Annotated in this window: 17 protein-coding genes and 1 pseudogene; 12 read left to right on the top strand and 6 right to left on the bottom strand. The window is 60.6% G+C overall.

Annotated features, from left to right (window positions below; translation table 11 throughout):
* Positions 1–83: 83 nt before the first annotated feature.
* Positions 84–803 (bottom strand): DNA repair and recombination protein RadB, encoded by a 720-nt coding sequence (gene radB, locus IPI71_05440; GenBank protein ID QQR70154.1) that lies wholly within the window; start codon positions 801–803, stop codon positions 84–86.
* Positions 800–1987, bottom strand: coding sequence for a nickel pincer cofactor biosynthesis protein LarC (gene larC / locus IPI71_05445; protein ID QQR70155.1), 1188 nt, complete (start codon positions 1985–1987; stop codon positions 800–802). The genes radB and larC overlap by 4 nt, the downstream gene beginning before the upstream one ends.
* Before the next feature lie 46 nt (positions 1988–2033).
* Between larC and IPI71_05450 the strand changes: the two genes are divergently transcribed.
* The 3 genes from IPI71_05450 (at position 2034) to IPI71_05460 (ending at position 6701) form a co-directional block, all read left to right on the top strand.
* Entirely contained in the window at positions 2034–4454 is a 2421-nt protein-coding gene (locus IPI71_05450; GenBank protein QQR70156.1) for a CDC48 family AAA ATPase, read from the top strand.
* A 90-nt stretch (positions 4455–4544) separates the two neighbouring features.
* Entirely contained in the window at positions 4545–6077 is a 1533-nt protein-coding gene (locus IPI71_05455; GenBank protein ID QQR71955.1) for an AMP-binding protein, read from the top strand.
* Positions 6078–6206: 129 nt separating this feature from the next.
* Positions 6207–6701 carry a hypothetical protein gene (locus IPI71_05460; GenBank protein ID QQR71956.1) on the top strand — a complete coding sequence of 165 codons (495 nt, stop codon included), beginning with the start codon at positions 6207–6209 and terminating at the stop codon, positions 6699–6701.
* A 148-nt stretch (positions 6702–6849) separates the two neighbouring features.
* Here IPI71_05460 and IPI71_05465 read toward each other — a convergent pair whose 3' ends face one another.
* The 3 genes from IPI71_05465 to IPI71_05475 all read right to left on the bottom strand — a co-directional run bounded on the left by IPI71_05465 (position 6850) and on the right by IPI71_05475 (position 9766).
* On the bottom strand, positions 6850–7731 hold the full coding sequence (locus tag IPI71_05465; GenBank protein QQR71957.1) for a methionine synthase: 882 nt from the start codon (positions 7729–7731) through the stop codon (positions 6850–6852).
* Positions 7732–7748: 17 nt separating this feature from the next.
* On the bottom strand, positions 7749–9041 hold the full coding sequence (gene aspS / locus IPI71_05470; protein QQR70157.1) for an aspartate--tRNA(Asn) ligase: 1293 nt from the start codon (positions 9039–9041) through the stop codon (positions 7749–7751).
* A 77-nt stretch (positions 9042–9118) separates the two neighbouring features.
* Complete coding sequence (locus tag IPI71_05475; protein ID QQR70158.1) at positions 9119–9766, bottom strand: nucleotidyltransferase domain-containing protein; 648 nt, start codon at positions 9764–9766, stop codon at positions 9119–9121.
* Between the two features lie 105 nt (positions 9767–9871).
* On the opposite strand from IPI71_05475, the gene IPI71_05480 reads away from it, so the two are divergent.
* The gene (locus IPI71_05480) at positions 9872–10246 is read left to right on the top strand and encodes a hypothetical protein (protein ID QQR70159.1); all 375 of its coding nucleotides are present in this window, start codon (positions 9872–9874) and stop codon (positions 10244–10246) included.
* A 95-nt stretch (positions 10247–10341) separates the two neighbouring features.
* Here the strand turns inward: IPI71_05480 and IPI71_05485 are convergent, their stop codons facing one another.
* The gene (locus IPI71_05485; protein ID QQR70160.1) at positions 10342–11241 is read right to left on the bottom strand and encodes a 2-phospho-L-lactate transferase; all 900 of its coding nucleotides are present in this window, start codon (positions 11239–11241) and stop codon (positions 10342–10344) included.
* 47 nt (positions 11242–11288) lie between these two features.
* Here IPI71_05485 and IPI71_05490 point away from each other — a divergent pair, with 47 nt between their 5' ends.
* The 8 genes and pseudogenes from IPI71_05490 to IPI71_05525 all read left to right on the top strand — a co-directional run bounded on the left by IPI71_05490 (position 11289) and on the right by IPI71_05525 (position 19071).
* The gene (locus tag IPI71_05490) at positions 11289–12494 is read left to right on the top strand and encodes an HD domain-containing protein (protein ID QQR70161.1); all 1206 of its coding nucleotides are present in this window, start codon (positions 11289–11291) and stop codon (positions 12492–12494) included.
* 75 nt (positions 12495–12569) lie between these two features.
* Positions 12570–13013, top strand: coding sequence for a hypothetical protein (locus tag IPI71_05495; GenBank protein QQR70162.1), 444 nt, complete (start codon positions 12570–12572; stop codon positions 13011–13013).
* 180 nt (positions 13014–13193) lie between these two features.
* Positions 13194–14433, top strand: a pseudogene (locus tag IPI71_05500) (UbiD family decarboxylase).
* A 4-nt stretch (positions 14434–14437) separates the two neighbouring features.
* Positions 14438–15613, top strand: coding sequence for an aconitase X catalytic domain-containing protein (locus IPI71_05505; protein ID QQR70163.1), 1176 nt, complete (start codon positions 14438–14440; stop codon positions 15611–15613).
* A 114-nt stretch (positions 15614–15727) separates the two neighbouring features.
* Positions 15728–16978 carry a HEAT repeat domain-containing protein gene (locus IPI71_05510; protein ID QQR70164.1) on the top strand — a complete coding sequence of 417 codons (1251 nt, stop codon included), beginning with the start codon at positions 15728–15730 and terminating at the stop codon, positions 16976–16978.
* Between the two features lie 44 nt (positions 16979–17022).
* Positions 17023–17733 (top strand): DUF432 domain-containing protein, encoded by a 711-nt coding sequence (locus tag IPI71_05515; GenBank protein ID QQR70165.1) that lies wholly within the window; start codon positions 17023–17025, stop codon positions 17731–17733.
* 1 nt (position 17734) lies between these two features.
* Positions 17735–18559, top strand: coding sequence for a mechanosensitive ion channel family protein (locus IPI71_05520; protein QQR70166.1), 825 nt, complete (start codon positions 17735–17737; stop codon positions 18557–18559).
* A 2-nt stretch (positions 18560–18561) separates the two neighbouring features.
* Positions 18562–19071 carry a HEAT repeat domain-containing protein gene (locus tag IPI71_05525; protein QQR70167.1) on the top strand — a complete coding sequence of 170 codons (510 nt, stop codon included), beginning with the start codon at positions 18562–18564 and terminating at the stop codon, positions 19069–19071.
* Positions 19072–19122: the final 51 nt, after the last annotated feature.

Below are 19122 nucleotides of genomic sequence, written 5' to 3' on the forward strand. Positions count from 1 at the left end.
TGCTTCCCTGGTGCCCGGGTGAGCCCAGGGGCCTGCATGATCTGAGGTTCCGGCGCCCTTCACAGATGATACGGGATGTCTGGTCAGCAGGAGCCGGTATCCCTCGTTGCCCCCCCGGGCTTTTCTTCCAGGTGTTCCCGGACCGCAATTCCCTGTTCCACGATATCGAAGAGAAATGAACCTCCCCCGGGGCGGGATCGGTGTTTTTCGAGAACGGCTTTCCGCGTGCCGTTCAACCGTTCAACCCGGACGATGACTTTTGATATATGGGCGAGCGCAGTGCCTCCAAGGCCTACAAAGATGTTCCGCTGGATGTCCATGTATACCTGGTTGGTGATGAGGACAGGGATGGTGTATTTCCGGGCATATCCGAGGAGGTGGATGACCTGCTTGGAGAGGCGCTGCATGATATCGGTGCCCCGGTCAAGCTGGGTGCGGTAGAGCCCGGTCGCTGAGTCCATGACGATCAGGCCGATCCGGCCATCCGCCACCTGCCGGGCGATCCCTGCAACCATGATCCCCTGCTGTTCGAAATCGTGGGGTTCATACAGGATCAGGTCACGGGCAAGGGATTCCGCCTCATCGCCTGCCACCTGCCGGAACCGCTCGATAGAAAACCCTTCGGTGTCGATGAAGACGACTCCCTTTCCTGACCGCAGGCAGCTGACCGCGGCAATAATGCAGAGCACGCTCTTCCCGCTGCCCGGGCCACCGTAGATCTGTGTTATGACGCCGGGTTCAAGCCCTCCTCCAAGGAGTTCGTCAAAGGCGGGCACGCCGGTGCTCACCCGTTCGCCGTTCATCGGTCCGGGTTTCCTGCCAGTTCCCATGCCCGGGACTCGATGATCCGGGCCACGGTCCGCACCGGGAGGCCTGTCTCCCGGGAAATGGCTGCGGTATCCTCGTACTCGGCCTTAAGGGAGAAGATCTCTCCTGCAAGCATGCCGTACTTCACGCGCACGGTCCGTTCCTTCCCCAGGATGGTGACCGGCACCTCCCGGACCACGCGTTCTGCGGTGAACCGGTGCACCACCGGGATGCAGCGGATCCCGAGTGTACCAAGTTCCATTGCCATGACCGATGCAAGACGTTCACCGCATCCTGCCGGGGCAATGACCCGGACAAGGTGTCCAGGTCTCCCTTTTTTCATGGTGCAGGGGTATACACTGACATCGTAGGCCCCTTCATCCATCAGCAGTGCTGTGGCGTGAGCGATGATCTCGGCGCTGACATCATCGACATTCGTCTCGAGGAGGTCGATCCCGCCTTGATCTGCAGACTCCGTGGACTCCACTACCATTGCCCGCAATACGTTCGGTATACCCGGCGGATCACGGGAACCTGCACCGTACCCGATGGCACGCACGAAAAACCGAAGGCCCTTCAGGTCCGGAATGGTTGAGAACTCGGAGAGGAGTGCAGCTCCCGTGGGGGTGCAGAGCTCACCGGATTCTGCGCTGCCGAGTGAGACAGGAAGTCCCGATTCGCGAAGGATTGCAAGAGTGGCCGGGGCGGGGACCGGATAGGTGCCATGGGCCCCGGAGATCCGGCCGCCACCCAGAGCGACTGGCAGGACGACGCAGCCCTCAGGGGCGAGGGATACATAGGCCGTGCAGGCCCCGATTACGTCGGCGATGGCATCGTCGGCACCGACTTCGTGGAAATGGGTGGCACCCCCGTGGATCTCCCGCTCTGCCCGGTCGATCCGTTCGAAGACCCGGATGGCGAGAGAGATGGCTTTGTCGGGCGCATGGGCACTCTTTACCCGGGCAGCCACTTCGTCAAAGGTCCTTTTGGCAGGTCCGGCATGGGTCCTGAGAAAGAAGGCTCTGATCCCGGACCGGTCGACCATGGTGACCTCCGGCTCTTCCACGACCGAAGCCATGGCGGATATCACGGTCTTTCGATCTGCGCCAAGATGGAGGAGGGCAGCAGTAATCATGTCCCCGGCGGCGCCATGGAAGGGATCGAAGACGAGCAGGCGCATAAATCAACAGTACTTATAAATCCCTGTGTATATGACTTTTAAGGTGATGCCCGAGATTTTTCTGAAGGTTGATAGCGCTTATCCCGGGGATCAGGGTGGTGGAAAGGCCCGGCTCGACCCCGAAACCATGCTGTATCTGAAAATATCCCCCGGGGATATTGTCTCGGTCGAGGGAAAACGGAAGACGGTAGCCAAGGTCTGGCGGTCCCTCGTGGAGGACTGGAACCAGAATAAGGTCAGGATCGACAATTTCACGAGGACTAATGCCGGGGTGAGCATCGGGGACACGGTACGGATCTCCTCCATAAAAGACGAGATCGAGGCAAAACGCGTGGTCCTTGCCCCACCTGAGGATCTTCCCAGGAACATCCCGGTCAGCAACAACCCCAATGTCCTGAATGCCCTGATCGATTTTCCGGTCATCAAGAACGATTCGGTGCCTATCATGATCGGGCTGCCATTCCTCCAGCCGCAGATCGTCTCCTACAAAGTCATCGAGATCGAGCCTGAGCAGGCAGTCATCATCACCAAGAATACCGAGATAGAATTCAGCGAGAAGCCGGCAGCCGGTTTCGAGGGGCTGAAGCGGATCTCGTACGAGGACATCGGCGGGCTCAAGGACGAACTCCAGCGGGTGCGGGAGATGATCGAGCTCCCGATGCGTCACCCGGAACTTTTCCAGAAGCTCGGGATAGAACCGCCCAAGGGCGTCCTCCTGTTCGGCCCTCCCGGGACCGGCAAGACGCTCATTGCCAAGGCGGTGGCAAGCGAGAGCGGTGCGCACTTTATCTCCATTGCCGGCCCGGAAGTCATCTCCAAGTATTACGGTGAGAGCGAGCAGAAGCTACGGGAGATATTCGATGAAGCGGAACAGAACGCCCCATCCATCATTTTCATCGATGAACTGGACTCCATTACCCCGCGGAGAGAGGAGGTGACCGGCGAGGTCGAGCGCCGGGTGGTCGCCCAGCTCCTCACCATGATGGACGGCCTAGAAGAGCGGGGGCAGGTGGTGGTAATCGGTGCCACCAACCGGGTCGATGCCATCGATCCCGCCCTTCGCCGCCCCGGACGCTTCGACCGCGAGATCGAGATCGGGGTCCCGAGCGAACCGGACCGGATCGAGATCATGAAGATCCATACCCGCGGGATGCCGCTCGCCGAAGATGTCAACCTCGAAGGGCTGGGACAGCTGACGCACGGGTTTGTCGGCGCAGATCTCGCTGCACTCGCCCGGGAGGCGGCCATCCGTGCCCTCCGGCGCTACCTTCCCGAGATCAACCTCGATGTCGATGAAATAGAGCAGGAGATCCTCGATCGGATGGAGGTCAATGCCGGAGATTTCAGGTCTGCCCTCCGGGATGTCAGCCCGAGTGCGATGCGCGAGGTGATGCTCGAAGTCACCCATGTCACCTGGAACGATGTCGGGGGGCTTGATGATGCGAAACAGGAGGTCCGCGAGGCGGTGGAGTTGCCGCTGACCGAACGCTCACGCTTCGATGAGCTCGGCATCGATCCGCCGCGGGGAGTCCTCCTCTACGGACCTCCCGGGACTGGCAAGACTCTCATTGCCAAGGCGGTTGCCCATGAGAGCGGGGCTAATTTCATCGCCATCAGGGGACCGCAGCTCCTCTCCAAGTGGGTCGGCGAGAGCGAGCGTGCAGTAAGGGATATCTTCAAGAAAGCCCGGCAGGTTGCACCCTCCATCATCTTCTTCGATGAACTCGATGCCCTTGCACCGCCCCGCGGCTCCGATCTCGGATCGCACGTGATGGAGACGGTGCTGAACCAGATACTGACCGAGATTGACGGTCTCGAGGAACTGAAGGACGTGGTGGTCATGGCCGCCACGAACCAGCCCACGCTTGTCGATCCTGCCCTGCTCCGGGCAGGGCGGTTCGACCGCCTGGTCTATATCGGGGAGCCAGACCGGGAAGGGAGAAAGGTCATTCTCTCCATCCATCTCCGATACACACCCCTAGCGGGTTCACTGCTTGAAGAGCTGGTCGACTCTACCGGGCGGTACGACGAGGCAGCGCTCGATGCCGTCCTCGAACAACTGGGGACGTCCCGCCGGTTCTCCCTGGAGGAAGCCCGTGCTGCTGCTGACGCTGTCGTGCCCGAGAAGGAAGGGAAACTGAGCAAGGGCCAGCGGAGGCGATACCTTGTCGATCACCTGGCTGAGCGGGGACTTAGCCTGATCGATGAACCGCGGGACAGGATCATAGCATCGATTGCGGACCAGACCGAGGGCTATGTCGGGGCGGACCTCGAAGGCCTCTGCCGCGAGGCGGGTATCTTTGCCATGCGGGAGCAGGTGACGGCCGTCACTGCCCGGCACTTCGAGCAGAGCCTTGAAAAGATCCATCCCACCATGAATGAACGGTTACGGGATTTTTATTCGCGGGTACGGCAGCACTTCAAGAGAGGGCTGCCGCGCGAGGTGCAGCCTCCGGAGTACCAGTAACTCTTTTTTTTTAATCACAAATGAAAAAATACACCGGGTTAAGAGTTATATACGCTGTTGTACGGGACCAGGCAGTCCTGGAGTCCGCACATGACAAACATCACCACGTTTCTGGATAATAACGCGCGTATCAGGGACCGACCGGCGCTGATCGCCCCCTCCCGCGGGATATGTTACACCTACCGGGAACTTCTTTCTGCGGTGAACACCCGGGCACTTAGCCTGCGTGAGCAGGGGGTGGTGAAGGGGGACCGGGTCTGCATCTACCTCGACAGTGTCCCCGACTACCTGATAAGTTATTTTGCCATCTGGAGGATAGGCGCCGTTGCCGTCCCTTCCACTATCACCTACCGGGAGGAAGAACTGTTCCACGTGCTTACCGATTCGGGGACATGCTGCCTGATCCATGCCAGCGATGGTGCAGGGGTGGTGTCCGGGGTCAGGCAACGGGTGGAAGGCCTGTCTGCGGTAATCAATAGTGAAAAGCCCGGAGAGGAGGTGCCGGATGAACAGGTCCGGGCCGAGCATTGCCGGTGCGATGATCTGTGCCAGCTCCAGTACACGGCAGGGACTACCGGGCGGCCGAAAGGGGCCATGCTCACCCATGGGAACTGGATGGCAGCACTGGAGACCGAACGTGAAGTGCTCTCGCTGACAATTGATGACCGGTACCTCGGGATATACCCGATGGGGCATATCGGAGTCAGCTGGGGACTTTCCGTCCTGCGGGCCGGTGGCACCTATGTCACCATGGAGAGGTTTTCCCTTCCCTTGTACCTGCACCTGTGCCGGGAATACCGGATAACCGTGCTCTCAGGGATGCCCCCGGTCATCCACTCCCTGTGCAATGCCCCTGAAGGGACCGAGCACTGCCTGTCATCGGTCCGGGTTATCATCAGTGGCGGCGGCCCGCTCCTCCCCACCATCTGGGAGGAGTTTGACCGGCGCTACGGGGTCCCCGTGGCCAATGCGTACGGTCTCTCGGAAACGATTATTGTCGGTACCGGGACCGCCACCCTTCCCGGATCCCCGGTGATACGGGGGAACTACTGGAGCGTGGGGGTCCCGGTGGGGTATTCGGAAATGAAGATTGTGGACCCTGCCGATCCAACGGTAACATTGCGTCCCGGTGAAGATGGCGAAGTCGCGTTGCGAGGCCCCTCTGTGGCACGGGGCTACTGGGGAATGCCCGGGCTGACCGAAGAATCGTTCCTTCCGGACGGGTGGTTCCTCACCGGGGATATCGGGCACCAGGATGAGGAAGGTGTCCTCTACATCACCGATCGGAAAAAGGATATGATCATCATGTCCGGGTGGAAGGTGTACCCGACCGAGGTCGAGAACGCGATCCTTGCCCATCAGGCAATTCACGATGCGGCGGTCTTCGGGCACCCTGATGAACACCGGGGAGAGATCCCGGTGGCCGCAATAGTCCTCAAAGAGGGAGCGGCTATCTCTGATGAGGAACTCATTGGATTTCTCAGGGAGCGGCTGGCCGGCTACAAGGTGCCGAGAGCGGTTATCCGGTTGGATGCATTGCCGCGTGTCCATGGATGGAAGCTCCTGAGAAGGAAGCTTCGCGAGGAGTACAGGGGGCTTATCCCCGGCCAAACCTTATCATGAGGGATTGCAGTATACTACATAACAAGGGGGCGTTGAGCCGTGACATCAAACAACAGGCGGTCTTCCGGTGTCCTCGGTCTCGATCCCGTTCTTGACGGAGGTTTTCCCCGCGGGACCACCATCATCGTGATGGGATCTCCGCTCGCCGGTGTCGATCTCCTGGCAAGGCAGTTCTGGAAGACGGATGATGAAGGTGGTGCCTACCTGATGCTCGACAGCGAGATCGAGGAAGGGATGATCGATGCACAGGCGTTTGCTCCTGGCCAGATCCCCCCGCACTTCACCGGCCAGCGGATCGTGGTCGATTCCCTCTCGTCAATCATCCTGCAGCACGGAATCGAGGCGGCACTCTCCTGCATGACCTGCGCACGGGATGAAGTTGCACGGACCGGGTCAAACATCATGTTCATCCTGTATACCAATATCCATACCGCACGGGAAGAGATTCGCGTGCTCAGGACAGCCGATGTGGTCATCGAGTTAAGGGAGGTCACCCACGCGACCGAGGTTGACCGCCAGCTGGCGGTCCGCAAGGTGAAGAACAACCAGGTCACGAAACGGCTGATTCCCTTCAACATCACCGAGAAGGGAATCGAGCTCTCGACCACGTCCCGTGTGGTATAGGCCGGGTTTCCAGGGGATGGCGCCGTGTCGCCGGATGCCCGAAAAGAGGTGAGTGGGATCCCCAGGCCTTTGTACTGTTTCGCAGGGAAAAGGCGTTGCCGGTGACCAGCACGTGCCCTGATGATTTCCGGGATGGTCCGGGACCGGTTCAGAGGGCCTGCCGGACCTGGCGGACCGCTTCCACCATCCGGGAGAGCTTGGAGAATGCAGAGGGGCGGGGGAGCATCCGGAGCCCGCAATCGGGATCGATCAGCAGCTGGTCGGGTGCAAACACCGTGAGGGCCTCCTCGATCCGTGCCCGGATGGCGGAAACCTCTTCAACCTCGGGCCGGGAGGAGTCGATACACCCGAAACCGACCATTTTTGTTCCGGTATCGCGGTCCCTGAACAGCGCCAGGTTCTCCGGCGATTTGGCAAACTCCCCGTCGAGGATATCGATGGGCATGGCGAGGAGGTCATCGATGACTCCTGAGAGGGTGCCGCATACGTGCAGGCAGACCGGGACCGAGATGTTTCCGGTGACCAGGCGGAGTGCCTCGGTTGCCGTGGCAAGGTCGGTTGCTCCGGTGGAAAGGATGGGTTCGTCGACCTGGATGAGGAAAACCCCCGCCTCCTCGAGAAGCCGGGCTTCGCGGGAGAGTGCCCGGGCCAGGTCGATTGCCAGATCCTCCCTGCTCCGGTAGGATGGCGTCGCGATATGGAGGGCAAAGGAGAGTGTTGACGGACCGGTGATGATGCCCTTGACCCGGGGGGCCCGGGAGACCGCGTACCGGGTGTCGGACACGGTTATCGGGCCGGGTGCGGGGGAGACCGGACCGATCACCTCGTTTCCGCGGATACCGGGAATCAGCCCGGTGAACATGCCGACCATGTCGCCGCGGACCTGCCCATCGGAGATGATATCGATCCCGGCAGCAACCTGATCGGAAACCGCGATCTTCACCGCTTCCCGGAACGGGTCGAGGAGGCTGGATATCCCCTTCCGCTTTTCGGCCGGATAACTCCCTACCACCGTGGTGGGGAGATCCATTCCCGGGACGATACTGCTCATGGAGTCAGCCGGTGCCGATCTCTCGGGAAGAGGACTGCTTCCCTGATGTTTCCAAGCGAGAGCATGGTCATGATCAGGCGCTCCGCACCCAGGCCCCATCCGGCATGGGGCGGCATGCCGTAGCGGAAGGGGTCGAGATAAAATTCAAAATTATCGGGATCGAGTCCCTTGGCCCGGATCTGGCGGACGAGCAGGTCGTGCTGGTGAACCCGCTGCGACCCTGAGGAGAGTTCCATCCGGGGGTGCATCAGGTCGAATGCCTTGCAGACCCCGGGGTTATCCTCGTATGGCATGGCATAGTAGGGCTTGATCTCGGTCGGCCAGTCGATGATAAAATAGTGATCGCCCATCTGCTCGCCGACAGTCTTCTCTGCGATGGTGCCGATATCATCGCCATAGGCGATTGGCTCACCGGTCGCATCTGATGCCATGCGGATGGCTTCAGCGTAGGGAAGCCTGGGGAACGGGGCTTTCGGGACGGGAAGCGGCCCGATCTCCAGGGATTCGAGTGCCGGTGCGCAACGTTCATTCACCTCACGGTAGACCGCAACTATAAGTTTTTCAAGGAGATCCATGACCACGTGGTGATCGGCAAACGAGACTTCGATGTCGATGGAGGTGGCCTCGTTGAGGTGTTTTGTGGTATTATGCTCCTCTGCCCGGAATATCGGGCCGATCTCAAAGACTTTTTCGAACCCAGCCCCCATCATCATCTGCTTGTATAGTTGCGGGCTCTGGTTGAGGAAGGCTTCCTTCTCGAAATAGGCGATGGGGAAGAGCTCGGTTCCCCCTTCGGTGGCAGCGGCCACAATCTTTGGTGTGGAGATGTTGACGAACCCGCGGGAGTAGAGAAAGTCAGATATCGCATGCAGGACTGCACTCCTGACCTGGAATACCGCAGCGACCCGGGGCCGGCGGGCGTCCAGGAACCGGGCATCGAGCCGGGTGTCGAGCTCTGCGGGGACCTTCTCGACCACGTCGAGTGGGAGCGGGCTCTCGCTCCTGCTTACCACCTCGAACTCATCGGGAACAAGCTCCCTGCCGCCCGGGGCCTTTTCGATGGCTTTCACCTTCCCCTTTACCAGGACCAGGGATTCGCGGGACGCGTTCCTGATGGCCGAAAGCACCTGATCTCCAACCTTCTTCTTCGGGACGGTCACCTGCAGAATCCCGGACCAGTCCCTGACCAGGAAGAAGGTGAGACCACCGAGGTCCCGGATTTCATGGACCCAGCCCAGCACTTCGGCTGTTTCCGACTCAGGGGTCACTTCCCGTATTGGAATCCGCATATAAGTCCTGAAGCTATGGGGGGTGGGAGATAATCTCTTTTTTGCCTCCTGCTGCCGGAAACCCGGGAAGGAAGAACTCAGGTTTGTCTTACCAGGTCCCGGATCCGCGGTTCCATTTCAGGAATGCCGGAATCGATAAGGTCCCAGATCAGGACCCAGTCCGGGCCGAAGTATGGCGGGCTAAGCCGGGTTTGCAGTCCTTCCAGCTGCACCCAGGGAATTCCCGGGGCGGCTTGTTTCCGTTCCGGAGAAAGATGGGCCGCACATTCCCCGATAACCCGGACCGACCATGCTGCTGCCCGTTTCAGCGTTTCGTCCCGGGAAAAGGCCTTGAAATCGAGATCTTTACTCCGGGACCTGAGAAAGGCGCACTCGGCAGCCATCCGCGAGAGGTATACCCTGTCCCGGTTCAGCCTGGCATGCTCCTCGTTGACATCGTCCGAGAGATACCCTTCGAGGACCCGCCGGGTCACGAGATCCACCCGGCGTCCCAGGAGCTCTTCGAGGTAATGTGCAAGACCGATGAAATTGGTCCAGGTCTCGGACCCTGGTTCGAATTCGACCTCGATGTCCACATCGCTGCCCGGGCGCATTGTCCCCCGGGCACAGGACCCGAAAATACCGATCTTCCCGACACCAAACAACCTTCTCATTGCTGGAAACCGGGCGTTGATGGCCACCATGACTTCTTCGCGAATATCTGCCCCTGCCGTTTGTTCCTTCACGGTTCCACCCTGCTCCACTTGCCCCGGTGGTATCAGGAAGGTATTGGACCTGCCCCCTCTTGAAAGTGGATCATCACCATACGGTGAGAGGTGCTCCCCTCCCCCATGAAGCCCGGCCGGCCCGCCACCATCCTCAATGGCTGGCGCTCCGGGGAGGATGCTTCACCGGCAGTACCCGGGAATCACCGGCTGCCACGGGCACCGGAAACCGCTCCTGACCGCTCCGGGAACGGTGCCCGGCCGGCCCCCGACCATAACGGCCCCCAGCAGGTCGAGTTCGAACCCAGCGGTGAATACCGGGGGGTAGCGGCAATCTCCCCTCGGGCAAGAGCCAACCGCCCCTATGGAAATACCCTGTTCATCGAGACCATGGGGGTCATGGCCGGACCCCCTGCAAAGAAGACCGCGGACAACCGCACATCCGGTATGCCGGCGACTGTTGTCACCGGGAGAGGATTGCCAGGTTCACCTGGGATCTGACTCCTGGATACGACCGGATTCGCGCCTGGCCGGTAGGTGGTTGGGATACCGGGGAATCGGGACTCTATCCTTCCGGCAAAGGGCATCGTTTACCATCAATCCCTGGTGACGGTGAGCAGTGCATGCGCAAGCGACGCGCTCTGCTCTTCCCCGGTCATCAGGGTATCGAGCCGCAGGCTCCCGGGCACATCTACAGGATCGCGGATATCCTGGACAAAGAGGTCGATGAGGTCATGGTAGAGTGTCTCGCAGGAACGGGAATCGGGTGTCAATCCCCTGGCCCGCATCAGGGCTCCTGCAGGGCCGCTGACCGGGGCGTCTCCGATAAACGGGCTCACGGCGATGACGAAGGCATCCATGAGCAGGGGGACGACCCCTTCACACTCGAGGATGGGGAGGATACTCGTGACAGGATTGCTCGGGCCGATGATGACCATGTCAGACGCCTCGATGGCAGAGAGCACCTCCCCGGTGGCTTGCGGGCCGACAGGGGCATACCGGATGACCTCGTCGATGGGAAGCGATCCGCGGTGCCTGACCCAGTATTCCTGGTAATGGATGACCCGGTCCCCGGTCCTGATGAGCGTTGCAACCTGCTGGTCGGTCATCGGGAGAATGGAGGCGGTGATCCCCAGCCGCTCGCAGAGGATGCGGGTGGCCCTGGTAAGGGCATGGCCGCTGTTCAGGAGGTCTCCCCGTGCGATCTGGATTGCACGGTCCCGGTCCCCTATGGCGATATACTCGTCGACCCCCAGGCGGAGCAGTTCGTCGTGGGTACGGAAGGTATCGCCATCGATCCCCCACCATGCGCCGGTGTTGAGCATGCCCGAAAAGAGGTAGAGGAGCGTATCGATATCGGGTGAGAGGTGGCCGCCGGATATCCACAGGTCTTCGGCGGTGTTTACAACTACGGTTATCGCGGCATCGGAGATGTGCCTGCGGATACCCCTGATGAGCTTGGGAGTGCCTGTTCCTCCGGAAAGGAAGGTGATCATCACTCAATACCTTTATTTCCCGATATCAAGACTGTTTAGGTAATCCGATGAAGATCATCAAGGACCCGGTCCATGGGTACATCGAGGTTCCTGGCTACATCCTGCCCATCCTTGATGCTCCGGTCCTCCAGCGTCTCCGCTATATCCGACAGCTCGGTTTCTCATACCTCGTGTATCCCGGTGCCAACCATACACGGTTCGAACACTCGCTCGGCACCATGTTCCTTGCCGACCTGATGGCCCGCCAGCTTCTCCTGTCCCCCGATGAACGGCAACTGGTGATATCGACAGCGCTCATCCACGACATCGGGCATGGCCCGTTCTCCCATGCCATCGAGCCTGCGATGAAGGAACTCTGCGGGAGGGCACACCACGATACGGCATGGCTCACCGAAGACCCGGATCTCACCTCCATCCTTGCCGGGCACGGGATCGATACCGGGCAATCAGCGGCGCTCCTGGACGGGGAGCATGAACTCTCTGGGATCCTGCACGGCGAACTGGACGTGGACCGGATGGACTACCTCCTCCGCGATGCCCACTACACCGGGGTGCCCTACGGGACGGTTGATGCCCACCGCCTGATACGAAATACCGTTATCTACGATGGGCAGATCGCTATCCAGGAAGGTGGGATCAATGCTGCCGAGTCCCTGCTGATCGCCCGGACCCTCATGAGGCCGGCAGTCTACTACCACCATGTCAGCAGGATCGCTGAGATGATGTTATCCCGCGCGGTGTACGAGCATTTCCTGAGTATCCGGGGCGCCCATCCCTGGTCCTTCATGCGGCTCGATGATGCAGGCTGCTTCCAGAGCCTCCTCCATTCGCCATCCGAGGTGGCCCGGGTGCTTATCGAGAGTATCTACAGCCGGAGGATGTACAAGCGTGCCCTCTATGTGGGAAAGGACCAGGTCAACATGGCGATCATCGCCCAGGAGAGCACACCGGCAAAGATGCGCGGTCTCGCAGCACGGATCGCGAAGGCCGCCGGGGTCGAAGCCCACGAGGTGCTGGTCGATATCCCTGAGTTTCCAAAGGCCATGTCCGTGCACGTGAAGGTGAAGAACCGCGACCGGGTGGTTGGACTGGAAGAGATATCCCCGCTGGTGACGACACTCAACGAAACCCGGCGCGGGCAGTGGCGGCTCGGGGTGTATTCTTCGCCCGGGTGCGTGACAGAAGTAGGGTCGGCCACCCGCGAGATCCTGCACGTGAAACCGTTCACCACCCAGGACCGTCTCCCGTTGTGACGAGGGAAGGCTGGTCCCGGATAAAAAAAGAACCTTTATGTACATCCAGGTGAACCTTCCAGCGAGGGGGATTCCGTGCTCGAATACTGGATAGTGGTCACGATTGGCGTAATCGTGGTTGTTGTTGCTCTCTGCCTGACCTACCTCTTCGCAGAGAGCAGGGAGCTGCGGATGGTCCGCAGCAGGTATCGCCTGAAGGTCTACGAGGAACTCTTCCATGCCATCACCGACATGAACGTCGCCGGGTCGGACGAATACAGGCTCGATCGTGCCAAGAAAAGGATGGCCTTCACCCTGAACCGGCTCAACCTGGTCGCATCGGAAGAGGTCCTCAAACGCGTGAACGAGCTGCTCGATTTCCTGAACGAAGCCGCTGAAGGGAACCTCGATCTGCTCCGGCAGCTGAATCTCCTGAATGCCATCGTGATTGCGGCACGAAAGGATCTCGATCCGGCATCGGCCCGGGCCATTGAAGCTTCCGGGTTCAGGTTCAAGTTCTATACACCGGCCCGGGAATGATCCCGGACCATTTTCACTCCCTGTTTTTCACCTGGATGCTCCAGTCTCCCGGACTGCGAAAGCAGGCTCCGCGTCCCGTTCTCCCGGGCCACCCCCGGATTTTAATATTCAGCATCGCTAATCTTGTGAGAGGGACGGGCAGTGCCCGGTCCATGGAGCAGGAGAGAGGAGTGGATCAGGATGCGGGAATTTATCGACCGGATGAGGGAGTGCGACGGGGTTATCGATATCGATGATCCGGTGGACGTGGTCTACGAGCCCTGCAGGTATGCCCACAAGACCGACAAGCTCCTTTTTTTCCATCGGATTGCGGGTGCCCGCGCGGTCATGAACGTTACGGCAACAAGAGAGGCGCTCTCGGTCGCATTGAACATTCCCAGGGACGATCTGGTCCAGCGCCTGGCCCGTATGGAATACCAGGGATCAGTTGTCCGGGACGGAAAGATCCCGATGCAGCTCCCGGATCTCTCGAAGGTGCCGGTCATGAAACACTATCCCCTCGATGCAGGGAAATATATCACGGCCGGGATCGTCTTCTCACGGTTCGGCGATACCGAGAATGCATCGATACACCGCCTGCAGGTGCTCGATTCCCGGAGGGTTGCCGCCCGGCTGGTGGAAGGGCGCCATACCTCAACTCTCTACCGGACAGCCCGTGAACAGGGGGAACGGCTGCCGGTGGCCGTGGCGATCGGGGTCCATCCCGCGGTCACGTTTGCCTGCTGCACGAGGGTGCCGAAAGGAAAGGAACTCCCGTATGCCGCGAACCTGCTCGGCGGCGAGATACGGGTATGGCAATGCGGCAACGGGGTGCGGGTGCCCGAAGCCGAGATCGTGCTCGAAGGGTACATCGGGGGAGAGACCACCGAAGAAGGCCCCTTTGTCGACATCACGGGAACGTATGACGTGGTGCGGACCCAGCCGGTCATCGAGTTTACCGGCATGCACCTTATGAAGGATTCCATCTATCATGGAATCCTGCCCGCCGGAAATGAACACCGCCTCCTGATGGGGGCCCCGTACGAGCCTTCCATCTTCCGGGCGGTGGCAGGAGTGACGGAGGTGAAAAACGTCGTCCTGACCACCGGGGGGTGCGGGGTACTTCCACGCCGTCATACAGGTCCGCAAGCAGACCCAGGGCGATGCAAAGAACGTAATCATGGCTGCATTTTCCGCCCATACCTCTCTAAAGCACGTGGTGGTGGTGGACGAGGACATCGATCCCACCTGTCTGGAGGACGTGGAGTTTGCGGTTGCCACCCGCGTCAGGGGTGACCGGGATATCATGCTAATAACCGGAGCCCGGGGCTCGTCTCTGGACCCATCGAAGGCCGAGGACGGGACAAACGTGAAAGTCGGCGTCGATGCTACCATGCCACTGGGCCGCGAAGCGGAATTCCTCCGGGCAGCCTGGGAGTGAGCCCATGCACCTTCTGCCGGAAGAAGAACAGGTGCTTGCCGGTGAGTACGGCGAGACGCGCCAGAAGATGATGGAGATCCTTGTCGCGCTTGGCAAGGTGTTTGGCGCTGCCCGGCTGGTCCCTGTCCGCAGCGCCCAGGTGAGCGGGGCCTCCTACAAAACCATCGGGGATGCCGGGATTGAATGGCTCTCCGGGCTTGAGGCCAGGGTCTCGGTTCCGACCGTGCTCAACCCGGTCGGCATGGATCGCATTTCCTGGCGGGAGATGGGGATCCCGCCTGATTTTGCCAGGAAGCAGGAAGAGGTGATCGCTGCCTACTCCCGGCTCGGTGTCCGCCTGGAGTGCACCTGCACCCCCTACTATATCTACCAGACCCGGTTCGGCGAGCACCTCGCCTGGTCGGAATCATCCGCGGTCTCTTTCGCGAACTCGGTCATCGGAGCCCGCACCAACCGGGAAGGTGGTCCGGGAGCGCTGGCTGCCGCAATCATCGGAAAAACTCCCGAGTACGGCCTCCACCTTGTCGAGGAGCGCCGGCCCCAGGTGCACATCAGGGTGGAGGGGGACGGACCGCACGACGATATCGCCTTCTACGGCGCTCTTGGATTCCTTGCCGGGAAGCTTGCAGGAAACCGCATCCCCTTCTTCTCCGGCATCAGGCCCCGGCGGGACCAGCTAAAGGCGCTGGGCGCGGCGATGGCGGCGTCCGGGGCAGTTGCTCTCTACCATGTCGAAGGCATCACCCCCGAGGCACGGATATTCTCCTACGATGTGGCGGACCTCGAATACCTCCCGGTGACTGCGGGCGAAGTTGCTGCCCTCTGGAGCGGGATCCCGGTTGATGCCGTTGCCCTGGGCTGTCCCCACTGTTCACCCGAGGAACTCTCGGTCATTGCCGGGCTGCTTGCCGGAAAACGGGTGAAGATACCGGTCTATGTTTTCTCTGCACGAAAGGTTATCGAGGCATCCCGCGACGCGGTCGCGGTCATCGAACAGAGCGGGGCACGGGTATATGCCGATACCTGCATGGTCGTCTCCCCTGCCATGGAGCGGTTCGGGACCATCATGGTCAACAGCGGCAAGGCGTTTTCCTACGTGCCCGACATGTGCAGGGCTGCGGTGAGGATCGGGACCACTGCGGAGTGTATAGCGGTGGCAACCGGCACCCCGGGCGCCTGATTGCGCGGCAGACCGGGTGTCCTTTCGGAGAATACCAGGTCTTTCCCCCACAGGGGCCGTTCCCCGGTGGGGAACGGGAACAGCTTATTGCCATCCTGCACCAGAATATCTCACATGGCCCTTCCTGGTGGTGTGGGAGAACGGATGCAGGACTACAGGCTGGTGGTGGTGATCGGGCTCACCGCTGCCGCACTGCTCCTCGAGATCATCGTGCACTGGCATCTCGGGATTGCAGAGGTGTATTCCCATTTCTTCTACATACCGATCGTCCTTGCCGCGGTGTGGTACGGGACGCGGGGTGTATCCGTGGCCATCCTGCTTGGCACCGTCCTGCTGCTGGTGACGTACCTGACAGGCGGGGAGATCGATAACGATGCCATCCTCAGGGTTCTGATGTTAATAAGTGTCGCCCTGGTTATCGGGACGGTCTCCGGTTACATGCGCAGGGAGCATGAGCGGATGGTGGACGAGGTGACCGATGCCGCCATACAGTCCGGTATCAAGGGCCGGACCGGGACAGGCAGTATCGCGGAAGTACGGAGCAGGATCGCCTCGTTTGCCGGGGTGAAGCGGCTCAAGGAGCAGGGAGATGTTGCCGGCCTCATCCGTGCTCTCCGGAACCGTGACATGGCCGTGCAGTATGATGCGGTGGAGGCGCTCGGTGAGCTTGCTGATCCTGCTGCAACTGGTGCCCTGGTCTCTGCACTCACCGGCGACCGGTACAGCGGGATCCGCTGGAAGGCCGCCGAAGCGCTCGGTAAGATCGGGGCGCCGGCCGTTCCCTCGCTGATCGCGGTCCTCGATAACCCGGACGAGGGTGTGCGGTGGAAAGCAGCTATCGCCCTGGGCGAGATTGGCGATGAGCGCGGCATCGCCCCGCTCATTGGGCTCCTCTCCGATCCCGACCGTTTTGTCCGCAGCAGGGCAGCTTTCGCCCTAGGTCTCATCGGGTCTCCGGCCATCCCTGCCCTGTCCGAAGCGTGGCGCGAAGCCCCGTCCGAGGTCAGGAGGGGGATCGTGACCGCGCTCGCAAAGATGGGTGACCCGGCCGCAACAAAGGCGCTCATCAATCTCTTTGCCGATTCCGCGGACGATATGCGCCAGGACATCGTCATCGCCCTTTCATCGCAGAAAGACCAGTCGTTTGACCTCCTTGTCAAAGCGCTCTCCGGTTCCGAACCACGTATGCGGCAGGGGGCGGCGATGGCGCTCGCGGCCATGGGACGGTCCGAGGCCCTTGAACCGCTCCGGAACGCCTGCGAACCGGCAGATCCACAGACGAGAGCGGTGTTCGAGTCGGCAATCAGGGAGCTCCGTTCCCGGAAAGAACCGGGGGCGGCCCCTGGAGATACCGGGCGACCATGACGGTCACGAACCTATATCTGATGTGATGTCGCTATTTGTTCCTTGTGTTTGGTGAGTCTGATTACTCATTCTCCTACCACTCGGAAGAGGTCTCGATACGGATCGACCCGTCAGACGGGTTTTACCGGTACGAGCGGAGGTGCGGTCCTGAAGCCATCTCCAAGATCATCTCCGGTGGTTCGCGGAAGATCGTCATCAATCCTGTCGAGCCGGTGAACCTTCCCCGGGAAGTCACTAAGTATCTCGAGATCCATTTCACACCGGTGGCAATGGAGCCTGACTCGGCTGAAACCGTGTACCTCACCTTTCCGGTAGAGATTGGCGTATTTCTCGAATCGAAGGGTGATTTTGATATCCTGGATATCTTCTCGCTGTCAGTGCCTAAGTATTCACTCTACGGGCCCCCGGAAGAAGGGGTCATCACGCGGTACCACGAGAGCGTCCCCTCAGGTTCCGTCCCGCAGGTGGACAGGCTGAGAGAGGGAGTGCTCGCCCTCTCCATCGCCAACGAAAGCCGGAACTGGGTGGAGGTCTCCCGTGTCGTTTTTGACTGTACCTCCCTCTTTCTGTACTACGGGGATCGCGTATCGATGGCAGGCCGCATGAATATCCTGTCGAAGGAGATTGCGGACATCAGGTGCGAGGACCGGCCCCTGGAAGAGGGGATGTTACCGTCAATCCTGGTCACCCGGGCCCGAAAAACGCTGATAGCTGAAAAACTGCCCTTCGTCATGGAGTTTGGGGTGGGTGGTTAGGATGGCCCTGGACACCGTTATCTATGGTCCGCTGACCGTGCTTGACCTGATCGTGTTTGCGGTCCTGGTGGCGATCATCATCATCATCGCCCGGTACGTTGGCATGTACCTGAAGCGGGCGCTCTCGGACCGGGTGGACCGGGGAGAACTCGAGAAGCTGGTCAGGGTCGTTCAGCTGGTCATTATCCTGATCGGAGTGTGGTTCGCCCTTCCCAGCTTCGATATCGACATCGCGCAGCTCCTGGTCGTTGGGGGGACGGTGGGGTTGATCATCGCCTTTGCCAGCCAGAAGATCGTCTCCAATCTCGGGTCCGGCATCATCCTCCTTATCGAGCGACCGATTGACATCGGGGACTCGATCAGGATCGGTTCGATTTCAGGGACCGTGAGCCAGATACGGATCCTCTCGACCATCGTGAAAACGAATGAAGGGGTTTATGTCCGGATCTCCAACGAAAAGGTCTTTTCTTCGGATATCACCAACTTCGTGACAAACCCTGCCCGGCGGTTCGAGTACCGGGTGGTCATCGGGTACGCGGATGATGTCGGTAAAGCGACCAGGGCCATCCGGGAGATCCTTGACCGGCACCCGTTCGTGCTCAAGCATCCTGCACCGAGTATCTTCGTTTCCGAACTCGGCGAATCAGGTGTCCGCCTCGTGATCCATATCTGGGCTCCCTCTCGGGTCTGGTGGAGTGTCAAGAAGGAGCTCCTCCAGGTGATCAAGGAAACCCTCGATCGGGAAGGAATCGAGATACCGCTCCCGCAAAGGGTTGTCACCATGACCGGAGCCACGATGAGCGATGAAGGGAGGAGTGGATCCTAGCCATGCCCCTTGCTGATGATATCGAGAACCTGGGCAGTCCGGAGCGGGCAGTCCGGGTATTGGCGGTGAAACGCCTTGCAGAGCAGGGGGAAGTGGCGGTGGGGCCGCTGATCGCCCTCCTCCTGGAAAGCGGGAGCCCTGACAAGCGCTGGTATGCTGCCCTTGCCCTTTCCCGGATCGGTGCCCCGGCGGTCAGGCCCCTCATCGCGGCCCTTGGAGAGAACCTGGATCCGGGGTTCCGCAGGTATGCGGCAGCGGCCCTGGGACATACCGGTAACGCGGCGATCGACCCGCTCATCGAGGCCATGAAGGGCGCGGACCCGGCCCTCCGGGGATACCTTTCTGCAGCACTCTGCCGGATCGGTGCCCCGGCCCTCGCCCGGCTGCGCGAGCTGTACACCGGTCCTGACGAGGAGCTCCGGTCATGCGCGGAGCTTACGCTCTGGGGTATGGGGGAGGAAGGGATCCGGGCCATGGTGGAATCGATCGAAAATGAGGGGAATGGAGGCTGAACAGGGATCTTTTACGCCTGAAAATCCCAAGGCATAAGTCCCTGGGGATTG

Origin of the sequence: Methanolinea sp. (assembly GCA_016699325.1) — an archaeon.
Taxonomy (GTDB): Archaea; Halobacteriota; Methanomicrobia; order Methanomicrobiales; family Methanospirillaceae; genus UBA9949.

Bases quoted from the DNA above. Each gene is read 5' to 3' on its own strand.
- radB (QQR70154.1), bottom strand. From the start codon at position 803: ATGAACGGCGAACGGGTGAGCACCGGCGTGCCCGCCTTTGACGAACTC.
- larC (QQR70155.1), bottom strand. From the start codon at position 1,987: ATGCGCCTGCTCGTCTTCGATCCCTTCCATGGCGCCGCCGGGGACATG.
- IPI71_05450 (QQR70156.1), top strand. From the start codon at position 2,034: ATGCCCGAGATTTTTCTGAAGGTTGATAGCGCTTATCCCGGGGATCAG.
- IPI71_05455 (QQR71955.1), top strand. From the start codon at position 4,545: ATGACAAACATCACCACGTTTCTGGATAATAACGCGCGTATCAGGGAC.
- IPI71_05460 (QQR71956.1), top strand. From the start codon at position 6,207: ATGGGATCTCCGCTCGCCGGTGTCGATCTCCTGGCAAGGCAGTTCTGG.
- IPI71_05465 (QQR71957.1), bottom strand. From the start codon at position 7,731: ATGGATCTCCCCACCACGGTGGTAGGGAGTTATCCGGCCGAAAAGCGG.
- aspS (QQR70157.1), bottom strand. From the start codon at position 9,041: ATGCGGATTCCAATACGGGAAGTGACCCCTGAGTCGGAAACAGCCGAA.
- IPI71_05480 (QQR70159.1), top strand. From the start codon at position 9,872: ATGAAGCCCGGCCGGCCCGCCACCATCCTCAATGGCTGGCGCTCCGGG.
- IPI71_05485 (QQR70160.1), bottom strand. From the start codon at position 11,241: ATGATCACCTTCCTTTCCGGAGGAACAGGCACTCCCAAGCTCATCAGG.
- IPI71_05490 (QQR70161.1), top strand. From the start codon at position 11,289: ATGAAGATCATCAAGGACCCGGTCCATGGGTACATCGAGGTTCCTGGC.
- IPI71_05505 (QQR70163.1), top strand. From the start codon at position 14,438: ATGCACCTTCTGCCGGAAGAAGAACAGGTGCTTGCCGGTGAGTACGGC.
- IPI71_05510 (QQR70164.1), top strand. From the start codon at position 15,728: ATGGCCCTTCCTGGTGGTGTGGGAGAACGGATGCAGGACTACAGGCTG.
- IPI71_05520 (QQR70166.1), top strand. From the start codon at position 17,735: ATGGCCCTGGACACCGTTATCTATGGTCCGCTGACCGTGCTTGACCTG.
- IPI71_05525 (QQR70167.1), top strand. From the start codon at position 18,562: ATGCCCCTTGCTGATGATATCGAGAACCTGGGCAGTCCGGAGCGGGCA.